The organism is Psychrobacillus sp. (assembly GCF_032154225.1).
Lineage (GTDB): Bacteria > Bacillota > Bacilli > Bacillales_A > Planococcaceae > Psychrobacillus.
Genome location: NZ_JALDYF010000026.1, coordinates 21,057 through 34,608, shown reverse-complemented (window position 1 = coordinate 34,608; position 13,552 = coordinate 21,057). Strand labels below are relative to the sequence as shown.

Sequence of the window (13,552 nt, the reverse complement as noted above, 5' to 3'; positions counted from 1 at the left end):
GTCGCAAAAAAGAATGCTCCTGCGGTTACTCGTCGCAAAAAAGAATGCTCCTGCGATTACTCGTCGCAAAAAAAAATGCTCCTTGTTTAGAATGGAGGAACTATTTCTTAGAAAGAGAGAGGGCGAATGAATGCTCTTCCAACTAAGAATATTGCTTGTGAAAACTTGCGAAAATCCCCTGAAACTTTCACTAAATAAGCAGTGTGGAAAATGAGAAGCTAAAAGTATGTAACAAGTGCAAATTGCAAATTTTTCGTTACTTGCTAGATGGAATATCATACATTTTATAAATGGGCTGCCATGATTACTAACCTATATAAAATGCGAAACACTTGTTGCCTAGCGCAGCAAAGCTATAATAGCTGTTCGTTAAGAAGGTCTATTTTGCTCAACATAGAAATATGATCGTTTCCCCTCGCAAAAACAGGACTTTCCTCCTACCTAAGTAACATGCCCCAATGGATTGAAGCGAAAGGGAGGCTCACCGCCCGCCTCACGGTAAGCGTCCTCCCTACAGATTAAATCCTAGCGGAAACTACCGTTAAGACGCACGTTACCTAGAAAACGAACGGAAATACAAAATTGAATAAAATGATTAAGCAACAGGCGTGGAAGCACATTAAATCATTGGTCTTCTTACCACAAAGTACCTGTATCTATTAATTTCAATTCATAGTAACCTATGAAAGTTGTTCTACTTCATTCAGAATATAGGAGAATGAGATTAAGTGAAAAAAACACTTCATAGTTTTATTATATTGATTTTCTTAATAAATTTTGTACCTACAATAGGTGAGGCTGCCGGCAATTCGCTTTCAATCGGAACTGTTCTAATAGATCAGACTAAAGTTTTGAGTCACCCTAAACAAGGATCAAGCGTTATCACCACTTTAAACAAGGGTGAAGAATTACCTGTTCTATCCACAGTATCAGGAGATTCATCTAGCCCTAACATCCATACTGTAATTCCTCAAAAATATAAAGTATATACGGTACTTAAAGGAGATACTTTATGGAAAATTTCCAACAAGTATGGAGTTACTCATAATGATTTAACCAAATTGAACAATTTGTCCTCTTCAAACCTACTTGTAGGACAAAAATTATACATTCCCGATTATTACGTACAAGTTCAGTTATTAGGTGGTAAAAAAGGTTGGGTTAAAAAATCACTTTTACAACAAAAGCATCAGCAACGAATCGTAATGGGTTGGAAGTATAATGGAAATTCTCAAAATTATGCACAACAATTGAACCATTCGAATTTAAATGTGGTTTCACCCCGTTGGTATACCTTAAGCAATACAGGAAATTTTGTTTCCATTAAAGCCGATACAAAATACCTGAAGGATGCACATAGCAAGGGCAAGAAAGTATGGCCATTAATTGGAAATAAATTCGATCCTGTTTTGACTGACTCCGTATTAAGTAATACTACAAAACGTCAAAAATTAGTGTCGACGCTTAAAAATTCTTTAGTACAAACAAAAAGTGATGGCATCAATGTAGACTTTGAAAACATCGACCCGAAAAACAAGCAAGATTTTGTACGATTCGTAACCGAACTTAAAAAAGCACTTCAGCCGCATGGAATTAAAGTATCTGTTGACGTTACTCGAGAAAATATCGATCCTTTTTGGTCTGGAAGCCTAGACCGTAAAGCATTAGGTCAGGTTGCTGATTATATAATTATGATGGGCTATGACGAGCATTGGGGAGGCAGTCCAGTAGCGGGGTCTGTAGCTTCTATACCATGGGTTAAAGAAGGCGTTGAACTTTTAATGAAAGACGTACCATCTCACAAAATCATCTTGGCAGTACCCTTCTACACAAGGGAATGGGTCACAAATTTAAAGACAAAAAAAGTGAAAAGTATCGACCGTACAATGGGTGAGGTGGAGCAAATTATCTCCTCAAAAGGTATTAAAAAAGCTTGGGATCAACATGCTCAGCAAAATTATGTAGAATATACTGCCAACGGGGAGAAGCACCAGATATGGGTGGAGGACAAACAATCTATCAAACTTCGTATCAACCTAGCTAACTCGTATAACCTAGGCGGTACAGCTGCTTGGTATATTGGTTCTGAAACACCTGATATTTGGGATGTATACCATTTCAATAAATAAAACTGGGTACGATATATGCTTTAAAACATAGTACACTTCTTTTAGTAACCTGAGTCCGTTCTAAAAGCTTTTTTATAAATATAAGCAGGTAAACAGCTGTAGAATGCTGTAGTAAAATATTTAGACTAACTACGTAAACTATCATCAATCGTTTGAAGATTTCTGCACATTATTTTCCTCGTGAAGGAATGTATAAATACTTTCAGTGATTGCTATTGCTACTGCTTTTATTACAAAGCTTACTGTACTATCTTTGAACTACTTGCGATTGAAATCACGAGATTCCTAAGTATGAGGCTCTAAAGAACCCTAATTGATTTAGGCTATTCCTGTCATGGTGTGTACCGCAAGAAAGCAGCCACATACACGAAGATTGTGATTCTTAACGTCTTTTTTTGATAGCCACAAGACACACATACTTGAGAACTAGCAAATGCTTTATATAAAAACCCATTTATCTCCATTACAAATTTACTTTATACTCAAAGAAACTCACCAGCTTCAATTACCTTTAAGCTGGTGAGTTAGTATGAACAAGTTTGACTAGTAGTTTATCAAAAGAATTTACTGTTAATAGAAGTTGGTCTAGGGGCTTCTTCTTCAGCAACATTAATCGCTTTGGGTGCAATGCTTAAGCTTAATAGTAAAGCTAAAGATATCCATAATAATACGTTTTTCTTTTTCATTTCACATATCCTCCCATTTCGTTATAAAATGTTGTTTAAATAGAATTTGATTTGATTTTTGATAATATAAATTAGCTGCTTTAAACTTGTTTTGTTCAAAGTAGTAATTTGCCAATAAAATAGAATACTTTTGTACATGACGATCATCGTGAACCAATTCGAAATGATTTATACTTTTCTTTAGGACCTGTTCCAGATCATCCGTAAAAGAATGATATGTTCTATATATTTCTAAGTGCCAATAATAGGAATCGTTCTCATTATTTAGTTTAAGTTTATCTTCTTTCAAAGCTTCAAAGCCTTTTTTACACCATCTAAGGACCATTATATGATTAGCTTGCTTGGAATACTCTTTTATAATGGAAAGGATCGTTATTAAATATCCTTCCACATTATTGTTCTCTTCCTTGCTTTTTAAACTGAGCTCATAATACTCAATTGCTTTCTCGTGAATTTCCTGAATTGCATGTAATGAACCAATATTTTGATAAACCATCCCTTCATAGTTAAACACTTTATAATCTTTCACTAATTTCCCCGCTAATTGATAATTCTTTTCTGCTTCCTCGTATTTCCTCATTTTTTTGTGCGCCATCCCCATAACGATATAGCTATCAATAGCTCTTTCAAATAGGAGATTGTCTTTATAGTACTTTAATGATTTGGATGCGTATTTAATCGTGTTAAAAAATTCATTACATTTAAAACAAATCAAGCTCAGCACATGATGATAATCTGCCACCTCCCATTCCTCATTTGATATGCTATTAATGAATTTCAGAGAGCCCTCTAATTGGTGTAGTGCTTTGTAATAATCACCATTCAAATAATAATAAAGGCTAAGATTTAAATTACTAATAAATCTTTGCTTGTCATCAAAATGTTCTTCCATTTTTTTTATCGCTTCGTATGTCAATTGTAAGTACTCTAACTTTTCATTCAAAATTAACATCAACCGAAACTTATATAGGTTATACGTATAAAAATTTTTTAATTGCAACAAATGGATATTTTGCATAGAGAGTTCTTGCAATGATACTTGGATGAACTTCTTATCTCTCAAAATGATTCCGTTTTTATACAATTCATAAAGTGCATCTAAGAACTTATTTTCCTCTTCGTTTGACACTTTTCTAATTTCTAAATTTAGTCTATTTAGTAAGAGATTTTTTACTTCCTCACTTGGTACTGTGGAATTATTCTCAATTTTGCTGAGATAGGACGTTGAACAGATACCTTTTGCCAATACGGTCTGTTTAATATTTTGGTTTAATCTCTCTTGTTTGATGATAAAGCCTAAACTACTCATTTTCCCCACCTCTTATGAATGTAGTACATACATTAATTCGATAACAAAGGAAAAATACCTTTATAAATCGTTCGACATCTTACGACAGTTAGTAGATATGAGTTTGAGCTACTTAGTAGACCGTTATAGTACATTTATATTCAAGATATCCTATATTTATTATTTAATATTAAAATTTCCTTCTTTCATGAAATACACTAGATTTATGTACAAATAAACACATAAATAGAACAATATTTCCCAACCATCTTTTGTTCTAATATTGTCCATTTTTTAGTAATATTTAGGGGAGATATAAATTTTTTTTGCAAATAAATTAATATTGGACAAGCAGACCTCTTATTAGATTTTGAGTAAACAGTCTCCTGTTTCATTCATTACATTTCATTTAAAATATTTTAAAAGTGGTTGTTAAAATATCTAGTAAATACCCTTTATTGGACAAGATACATCTTAGAATAACCATTATTTTTCACACAACAAAATCAGAACGTATATTCTTTTTATGGAGGAGTGATAATATGAAGCACGAAACACAGAAAATCCTTCAAGAGTTCCTAAGATGTCCCGCAAACCGAGCACTTGTTGAGGAATTTTATGCAACCAATTCAGAAGAAATTAAATTACCGATTAAAGGGATTTTACCGAGCATCCAGAATTATGTCTCATCTGATAAAAGTAGTACATTTCGATAAAAAGTTGCGAACATATAGGTAGCGAAACCAACTTACCCTTACGAATAATTTAGATATTACCTCAATTTACTAATGAGAAATCTTTTTCAGATTCATTTGGTCTTTCTGAAGATATTTTGGGCCATATATCTTGCGATAACTTATTAAATTGTTTAAGGAAAGTAACAAATAGAAAGAAATACTTTCACTTGTTTACGTTAAGCAAATGACAGATAAAGACGTCGCTCAATATTTAGGAATTACACCTCAATCTGTCTCCAAAACAAGAAATGTAATAAAAACTACAAGAAAGGAGCTTGATTATGATTGATGCAGGGAACATCGTACAATTAATTGGCAACTTTGGATTTCCAATTGTAGTTACTATTTATCTATTGCATCGTTTTGAAAATAAAATAGACTCTATTGTTAACGCGATCCATAGTATGGAAAATGTTGTGAACACTATAGAAAAAAAGAAAGGAGAATAATATGGATGAATATGATTTTCTATCGATTTTAAAACAACTTGAACCAAAACTGAAAAACGTATTATTTCAAACAAGCTATGACAACCGTGAAGACCTTGAACAAGATTTAATCGAACGCATCATTAAAATAATGAAGAATAATATCCATCAAGATTGTCCCGGTTTTTTTGATCTTTTAAGAGATGAACAGCTAATTTAGTTCCTAGCGGCGTACTTTATGAAGGGGTGAATATTTTATTATTAGTAATGTAATTAAATTATTTGAAAAAACCCCATCTGTATTTAGATGGGGTTAATTTATTTTCTATTGGATTTTTATTCAAAATAGAACCGCCATGCAAGCAAGGAATAAAATTATATTGTCACTACAAATATAAACCTGTATCTAAAGATCAGTCATTTACTGTCAATTGTGAAGAAGACATATTGAGCATACGTTTTAAAAATACATAGGAAAGGGATACAGACCATGCTAATGGTGTGTTGCCATTTGGCACATTTTTTCCACCAATATATAATTCAGGGATTTCCCAATTGGCCGGTACGATTCGTTCCGTTTTAATTACATATTCGTAAGCCTTATCATACATGCCCAGTTCAAAGTAGCACATTCCTAGCCAAGGTAATCCAAAGCACCATTCTGCTTCGCTGCCTTCATTGTAATACTTATCGTTCTCATAACGAATACAGCCATTTGTCCGCTCCAAGTGCTCGGAAACCATCTCGACTATCTTAAGCGCCGTTTCCCTTTCAACTATACGATACGGATAGATCAGTGAAAGTAGTGATAAGTCAGTTTCTTTTGTTTCACTTTCCCGCGGTAAAATAAAACGTAGCGCATCTTCTCCTTTTTGAATCAGTTCCTCCTTAACAATTACGAGCATTTTCACTGCACGTAAGCCTGCCACGCATGCCCCTATACTTGAAGCGTGCAGTTCCATACTCTCTTCCCACATTCCATTATCCTTTGCTTGCCAGTATTGAAGGCATTCTAGATAGTCGACTAGCTTCTGGATTATAGCGATATCTTTGTCATCACGGATAACTTTTATTCCATTGCTAACTCCCATCCCCACTCCCCATAAGAAGGCTCCTATTGCATCATTCTGTGCATGACCCCATTCTTGGCTCATTTCCTTTAAATCGGTGGAATACCGTGAGTGGATATATTCAAAAAGATAAAATGGTTTATTTTCACGATGAATGTCAATTTTCCACTCGTACGTTTTAAAAAGGTCAAATAAGGCATGATATGCTTTTTCATACCGTTCCGTTTGGCTTTGCAAAAAAGGTAAAACCGTGTAAACGACATCACGTATCCAAACAAAATCGTAGTCTTTCGAAACACTGGCAGTATATGCGCCATTCGGTAGACGCATTCGATCTAAAACCTCCATTGCATTGTTGATTTTCATATACGAGACCTCCTTTTAATAATTGCTATACATTGATTGTTAATCATTGGCATTTATTATAGACAAATTGAAAACGCTTCTACATAAAGGTGTAGAAGTCTAATTATTTATATTTTATGTAGTAGATTGTTATTTGGAAAAGCAATCAGACCTAATTCAAAACAACAATCATGAGAAATTGTATTACCATCGAAAATTAAAATTGATTTCCCCGGAATTATCTCGCATTGAGCTACTTCAACAGAGCAATGCAGTTATAAAGTATTTCATAAAAAAATACCTTAAAACGGTGATTTAACCGTCTCAAGGTATCATAAGTTTAATCAGTCGACTCTGGAATTACAACAGGCTCTCCTGCTTTTAATAGTACTTTATCTCTTCCGAGTATCAACGCAAGTACTACCATAAACAGCCCTGTGCCAAATAAAATCCATTCTACTTTGACCACATCTGCAAGTGGTCCGAAAATAAGCATCCCTATTGGCATCATGGATGTGGCAATCATTCCAAACACACCGAATATTCTCCCTAGGTAATCGCTATCAACTCGCTCCTGGATGAGCACAGTCGTCGGCGTATTAAAGACTGGCATTGCCATCCCGAATATCGCCATGAACAGTAAGTAAGCCCAAAATATCGGAATAGCCCCAAGTGCCATTGTACAAATTCCCATTACAATACTGGCAATTGCCATCGTATGCACTTTATTGGTAAAGCCTCCCCACGAAGCAATTATAGCCCCGCCTACCATCATGCCAACTGAAAAGGCGATTTCGATTGCCGTTAATCGCCATACATCATCGCCGAAACTCCTAGTCACTTGCAGCGGAGTTAAAAATGCTGCTGGCGCCATCAATATAAAGAACAATGCGAAAAACAGAAAGAACTTTTTCAAAAAAGCATGGTTATTAATATAAACTAAACCGGCTTTAAAATCTGTAAGATAACTTGTCGTTTGAGCCTCGGATGCCTTCGCATGTACTTGAATTTTCAAGAAAAACAGCAAAGTTCCGATTGCGATTACAGCAGTTACTACATCAATAAAGAAAATAGTTTCTAATGTAGCCATTGTCAACAATGCCGCACTCACCATAGGAGATGCAAACATAGTAATCGCCTGTATGCTGCCATTAATTCCGTTTATCTTTGTCAATTTATCCTCCGGAACAATTTGAGGCAAAATAGCACCTACTGCTGGACCTTGAATACCTGATCCGACCGCTCTAATCGCTGCGACAACAAACAATAACCAAATGGACTCATAACCCATTAAGAAAATAATGGCCATCACTAGAGTCGCAAATGCTATTAGTCCATCTGATACGATAATGAGCATCTTTCGGTTGTATCGATCTGCCCAAACTCCGGCAAAAGGTGATAAAATAAAAGTAGGGATGAATCCACATAATATAAATAACGTCATCATCATTCCTGATTTTGTAGTCAGCGTAATATGCCACATAATCGCATATTGAACGAGTGAAGAACCAAACAGTGATACCGTCTGGCTACTTAAAAAGACAATAATATTCCTTTTCCAATTTGTATAATCCATATTTATTTTCACGACCTTTTCTGTTTATTTTCTGCATTGAAAAGTAAATCGAAAAGTTACTGCCCTATTATTTTAGACAACAAAAAAGAGGGTAGATGCACCCTCTCTTTTTTGATAAACATTAAATAAAGTTTTCCTAAAAGACAGACTAATCCCATTTACTCCACACTTAAGCAGAGATTTGCCCCTATTCAATTAACGGTTCAAAGATTGGATTCTTAGTCTCATAGACGCTGTCAAAAGGAAAACCTCCATTTCTTTAAGTGAATTTCATTTTACCATAGCTTTTTTTACTATACAATGAATAATATTTAAAGATCATTTGTTCGTGTAACTCTGTTTTATGTCAAGCACATCAAACTACAATTACTCTTCAAAAACTTCCAAATGTAATAGGTCACTTTGGATTTCATTTTGAGTGGAATAACCTGTTTGCATAATGTCATCTTTCCTACCTATAAAATAGTCATACTCCACTTTTGGCTCCGTATTGAAAACAACACCAATAACGTATGGATTTATATGCTCATAGCCATCTTCACGATGCGGCACTGTCGAAAACTCCCATGTTTCTCCTGGGTATTGATCCTCCAAATATATCGTTAAATAAGCTTCTTTTCTTTCAATTTGCAAATCAATCCAGTATGGACGTATGAAGTAAAATATCCCAAACGACACAAGGTATACAATAGCAAGTCTCCGAAAAGACTTCTTCCATTTCCCTTTAAGAATAATAGAAACAAATAAAATAAGAAACAGAATTCCACCAACAATCATCAATTCGATTAACTCGATCGGGTGCACTGAATTCCCTCCTCTTAGAGATGTTTCAAATTGAATATATAGGAAGCATTATTTAACTACCTAAATGAACCGTGGACACTAATTCTTCGTTACTAACTTCTAATATATAATGATTGTAAACATGATCTCTTCCACCATTTTGTTCATACCAGTCTTTCACTCGTTGAACGTGAGGTCCATCACCTCTGACATTATTCTCTATTTCTATGTAATCCTCATAACTGCCATATTCCCAAATCGCAAAAATTTCAACAGTATTATCTTTGTTATCCCTCATCCATCTTCCTACTAAACGGGCTCCATGCTTTAGTTGGTTAGGTAAATTGGTTTTATTAAAATGTTCATTGAAATTATCAACAAAATCATTTTTTACAATGTAAAATTTCCTTCTATAAAACATGCAAACACCTCCATGATTATTTATACTTTTCAGTATATACTAATTTCTTCATGAATAGGAAATCCAATGACCATGACAAAAAGAGCAGTAAACTTATTTTAAAAAGGAGCAAGCCAATTTACACTTTTTCATGCAACTTCTATCAAAACCAATATAAAAACAACCCGTCTAACTTTAAAAGCAAGTTAGACGGGTTGACCTAATTATAGAATACGAAAATACTTTATTTCCTTAAAGCAACGGCTGGCTCAGTATGAATGAGCTTCTGGCTCGCTAAAACACTAATGATTATAACTACAAATCCTGTAGATAAAATGGAAACAAAAATTTGCAATGGTGAAACGGTCATTGTTAAATCAATAATCATTCCAATGACATATGCACCACCGATCAGCACAGCATTGAAAATTGCTGCCATAAAAGATAAAAGTACATTTTCACTTATAACAATTCTTTGAATGGTCGTTTTCTTAAACCCTAATGCAGATAACAGCCCCAATTCCTTATATCTTGAACCTTGTAGTTTAGCAAGCAATACAATGCTAATGAATAAAGCAATTGCTAAAATCAAAATTGAAACGATAAGAAATAAACGGCTTAGACTTTTAAACGTATTTTGCAAAGCACCTACTTCAATAGATGCATTTTTACTATCAATTTCTTTTTCACTAAACATTTGACTCACTGAAACAATCTCTTCAAAATCTTTCACATCATAGCTGATGGAATAAACTTGCTCATTCTTAATATCTGCATAAAACTTCTGTTCAACATCAGAACTGACAAAGAAATCATCATACCCTGCATTAAAAATACCACTCACAGTTAACCTATACTCTTTTAGTCCATATTCAAGTGTTACTTCTTTCCCAACTAAATCGCTAATATTGCTTGAAAACTTTTTAGCTAGACTTGGAGTTAAAGCAATTTCATTTTTTTCCCACTTCGGCATCACGCCATACGACATCGTTTCAGTTGTTTTCGGCATTGGGTATTTTTCTACCATTGTTTCATTGGTATTACCAATACTTAGATTAACATCGGTAATCTTGAATTGGCGGTAAACATTTTAATCCCCTCATCGGATTGTAGCAATTCTAAAACAGTTTTTTCATCCTCTATTTTGATGTAACCATTGTTAAATGCAGTGTTTTTCGTTTTGAAATCCACTATTGATTGTTGCATAACGTTACCCGAAGACAAGGACAGTATAAAGCAAAAAATACCAATGGAAATCGCTAAAATTATAGCAACATAGCGTTTGAAATGCACCTTAAAATTTTTTAGTCCTCGCTTGAAAGATGACACTTTTACAGCTGGCTTAATCGAGAGATTTTGTATGTGATCACTATCTAATCGAGTATCCGCATCTTTTGCAACAATTTTACCATCCTCAATTGAAATCACTTCATTTGCGAAATTGCATACTTTTTTGTCGTGCGTAATAACGATAACTAATCGATCCTTTGAAATCTCTTTCAGTAAAGACATTGTTTCAGTCGAATTAGTACGGTCGAGCGCACCTGTCGGCTCGTCCGCTAAAATGATTCTTGGATTACTGATTAAAGCCCTTGCAATAGCAACCCTTTGTTTTTGACCACCTGACAGATTTTCGATTTTGTCATTTACCTTTTCTGCTATACCGAGTCTATTTACTAATTCTTTAGCATTGTTCGCATTACTTTGTTCATCTAAACTATTTAACTCACAGTTTAGCATGATATTTTCAAGAACAGTATATCCACTTAATAGATGGTAATTTTGAAAAATAAAGCCTATATTATCTCTGCGGTAAGTGCATAGCTCATCCTCATTCATCTGGCTAACGGATGTCCCACAAACGGAAATATCACCACTATAATCGCTATCAAAACCTGCAAGTATATTCAACAAAGTGCTTTTGCCACTACCTGATGCGCCTAGCAAGCACACTAGTCCTGTATGTGGAAACGTAAAATTTATGTCGTCAATAATAGTTGAATTTGCATATTTTTTTGTAACATCTTTAATCTGTATCATTATCGGTCCCCTGTTTTCAAAGCTGTTTCTATATTTGTTCTCACATACGTTATGACAGTTGTAACAGAAGCTATAGCGGCAACACCAAGTATCAGAAGCATTCCTGTAGATAGTATTTTTGCAGTAAGCATATTCACTGAAAACAATGCTTCAGTAGCTAAATTAATTAGCAGAGATGTTACAAGCATTATCAAAATTGCAGTAACAGCTAAAGTTAACGTTTCTACTAAATTCAACAAGTTCAAATGACGGTTGTTAAATCCGCTAACTTTATAAATTGCATATTCTCGTTTTCTCATAACACCCGTAATTAGGAAAATAGCAATAAGCATAACAACTGATAATAATCCTATAATCGTATTTGCAGAGCCCGTTTGCTCGGTTGTTTGTGTATTTAATCTTGTAATATCTTCGACTAGTTCAAATCTACCGAGAGGGGCGATGCCTTGTTCGTTTAGTTCATCTTTAATTGAAATCATATCTACAGGGCTTTCTGCTCGAATAAGGAAATTTGATTCATTCCCCTTAATATTTGTCTGGTTTCTCAAATCTTCAAGAGCTGTTTTACTAAAAAAGAAGGAGTCATCCACGCTATATTCCATCATTTGACCTTCATATTCATAAACTGCTGATGTGTCTGCAACTCCTACAATAGTAGCTTTAATTTCAGCGTCTTTGAGTACCGGGATACCTGTGTCCCAATTATAAATAGAAACGCTAAAATCAATTTCTTTCCCAACAGCTTGCTTGTTTTCAATTCCTAATGATTTTACAAAACTTTCAGGAACAACTACCTCATGTTCGTTACCTAATGGCATTTTTCCCGTTAAGAGTTTATTTATTACAGGAACGCTACCCGTTTTTTCCACGTTGTAGTTTTCCCCGTCCACAGTAACAGAAATATTATCAAGAGCTTGTAAAAAAGCTGCAAAGGCAACACGCTTATCATTCGCATATTGATCATATAAGCCACCGATATCTTGCGTTACATCGGCATTTGGCTTTTCATCTTCATTGCCATCTGCTCCTCCAGCACTTGTAAAGCTCCCTACAATACTAATATCCAGTACCCCTTCACCATACGTATCAAATAGCGCATCGAATGCTTCTTGACTTCTGCTACTAATTGTCCCACCCAATGTTGTAAGTAGTAATATTGCCGCCATCACAAGCGAAAGTATCGATACTGTAAAGCGTCCAATATTCCTTTTTATCCCTGTACAAGCTATCGTAAAAGCACTTGCCCTGCATATTGGCTACTGGCGTTTGAGCAAGACTGTTGCCCGTTCCAGAAATCAGTTCTCCTTTATCAAGCTCAAAAACATTATCTTTATCGCGAATCAAAGAGGTATCATGCGTTACAATGATAACCGTCCTTTTTTTTGAAATTTCTCTTAAAATATCCATTGTAATCTTCGAACTTTTTTCATCTAAAGCACTTGTTGGCTCATCCGCAATAATGACCTGTGGATTTTTCATAAGCTCACGTGCAATAGCAACACGTTGTTTCTGTCCACCTGAAAGAGATTTTACTTTTTGACCCGCAATGTCGTAAATTCTAAGTTCTTTCAGTGTTTTTTCCGCATGCTTGTTTTTTGGACCATCTTTTAAATACTGAGGTAACAATACATTCTCAAGCACAGTTAACTCCTCAAGTAAATTAAAATCTTGCCAAACGAAACCAAAAACATTGTTGTAAAAATAGCTTTTCTCTGCGTTTGTTAATGCCTTGATATCTTTTCCACTATAGGAAACATCCCCGTCAAAATGCTGCTCCATGCCACTTATGATTTTAAGCAAGGCCGTTTTTCCACTACCCGAAGCACCAACAATAAAATTAAGCCCTTTTCCTATCGCAACAGAAATATTATTCAAGGCAAATTCACCGTTATATTTTTTACATACATTCTTTATTTCAAACATTTACTTAGCTCCAATCTCACTTACTCATCTTTTGTCACTAGTGTATACCATTCCATGTTAAATCCTTGTTAAGAGTAGAAAAAAGGCTTTGAACAAACGGTAGTAACCGCCATTCAAAGCCTTTTCTTCCGACTAACAGAGTACCCT

Annotated in this window: 14 protein-coding genes; 4 read left to right on the top strand and 10 right to left on the bottom strand. The window is 34.7% G+C overall.

Annotated elements, in window-relative coordinates; all coding sequences use genetic code 11:
- Window positions 1-728: 728 nt before the first annotated feature.
- Window positions 729-2,129 (top strand): glycosyl hydrolase family 18 protein, encoded by a 1,401-nt coding sequence (locus RUH95_RS19915; RefSeq protein ID WP_313894656.1) that lies wholly within the window; start codon window positions 729-731, stop codon window positions 2,127-2,129.
- 554 nt (window positions 2,130-2,683) lie between these two features.
- Here the strand turns inward: RUH95_RS19915 and RUH95_RS19910 are convergent.
- On the bottom strand, window positions 2,684-2,815 hold the full coding sequence (locus RUH95_RS19910) for a hypothetical protein (protein WP_313894655.1): 132 nt from the start codon (window positions 2,813-2,815) through the stop codon (window positions 2,684-2,686).
- 1 nt (window position 2,816) lies between these two features.
- A complete protein-coding gene (locus tag RUH95_RS19905; protein WP_313894654.1) occupies window positions 2,817-4,124 on the bottom strand; it encodes a helix-turn-helix domain-containing protein in 1,308 nt (435 codons plus the stop codon).
- Window positions 4,125-4,645: 521 nt separating this feature from the next.
- On the opposite strand from RUH95_RS19905, the gene RUH95_RS19900 reads away from it, so the two are divergent.
- The 3 genes from RUH95_RS19900 (at window position 4,646) to RUH95_RS19890 (ending at window position 5,488) form a co-directional block, all read left to right on the top strand.
- A complete protein-coding gene (locus RUH95_RS19900) occupies window positions 4,646-4,819 on the top strand; it encodes a hypothetical protein (protein WP_313894653.1) in 174 nt (57 codons plus the stop codon).
- 302 nt (window positions 4,820-5,121) lie between these two features.
- Entirely contained in the window at window positions 5,122-5,289 is a 168-nt protein-coding gene (locus tag RUH95_RS19895; protein WP_313894652.1) for a YvrJ family protein, read from the top strand.
- 1 nt (window position 5,290) lies between these two features.
- Entirely contained in the window at window positions 5,291-5,488 is a 198-nt protein-coding gene (locus tag RUH95_RS19890) for a hypothetical protein (protein ID WP_313894651.1), read from the top strand.
- A 193-nt stretch (window positions 5,489-5,681) separates the two neighbouring features.
- Here RUH95_RS19890 and RUH95_RS19885 read toward each other — a convergent pair whose 3' ends face one another.
- The 8 genes from RUH95_RS19885 to RUH95_RS19850 form a co-directional block, all read right to left on the bottom strand.
- Complete coding sequence (locus tag RUH95_RS19885; protein WP_313894650.1) at window positions 5,682-6,704, bottom strand: glycoside hydrolase family 15 protein; 1,023 nt, start codon at window positions 6,702-6,704, stop codon at window positions 5,682-5,684.
- A gap of 319 nt (window positions 6,705-7,023) precedes the next feature.
- On the bottom strand, window positions 7,024-8,259 hold the full coding sequence (locus RUH95_RS19880) for an MFS transporter (RefSeq protein ID WP_313894649.1): 1,236 nt from the start codon (window positions 8,257-8,259) through the stop codon (window positions 7,024-7,026).
- A 366-nt stretch (window positions 8,260-8,625) separates the two neighbouring features.
- Window positions 8,626-9,063, bottom strand: coding sequence for a hypothetical protein (locus RUH95_RS19875; RefSeq protein WP_313894648.1), 438 nt, complete (start codon window positions 9,061-9,063; stop codon window positions 8,626-8,628).
- A 52-nt stretch (window positions 9,064-9,115) separates the two neighbouring features.
- A complete protein-coding gene (locus tag RUH95_RS19870) occupies window positions 9,116-9,463 on the bottom strand; it encodes a cytoplasmic protein (RefSeq protein WP_313894647.1) in 348 nt (115 codons plus the stop codon).
- A gap of 223 nt (window positions 9,464-9,686) precedes the next feature.
- Complete coding sequence (locus tag RUH95_RS19865) at window positions 9,687-10,451, bottom strand: ABC transporter permease (protein ID WP_313894646.1); 765 nt, start codon at window positions 10,449-10,451, stop codon at window positions 9,687-9,689.
- 41 nt (window positions 10,452-10,492) lie between these two features.
- Window positions 10,493-11,482 (bottom strand): ABC transporter ATP-binding protein, encoded by a 990-nt coding sequence (locus RUH95_RS19860; protein ID WP_313894645.1) that lies wholly within the window; start codon window positions 11,480-11,482, stop codon window positions 10,493-10,495.
- The gene (locus RUH95_RS19855; protein ID WP_313894657.1) at window positions 11,482-12,648 is read right to left on the bottom strand and encodes an ABC transporter permease; all 1,167 of its coding nucleotides are present in this window, start codon (window positions 12,646-12,648) and stop codon (window positions 11,482-11,484) included. Before RUH95_RS19855 ends, RUH95_RS19860 begins: the two co-directional genes overlap by 1 nt.
- Window positions 12,605-13,405, bottom strand: coding sequence for an ABC transporter ATP-binding protein (locus RUH95_RS19850; protein WP_313894644.1), 801 nt, complete (start codon window positions 13,403-13,405; stop codon window positions 12,605-12,607). Before RUH95_RS19850 ends, RUH95_RS19855 begins: the two co-directional genes overlap by 44 nt.
- Window positions 13,406-13,552: the final 147 nt, after the last annotated feature.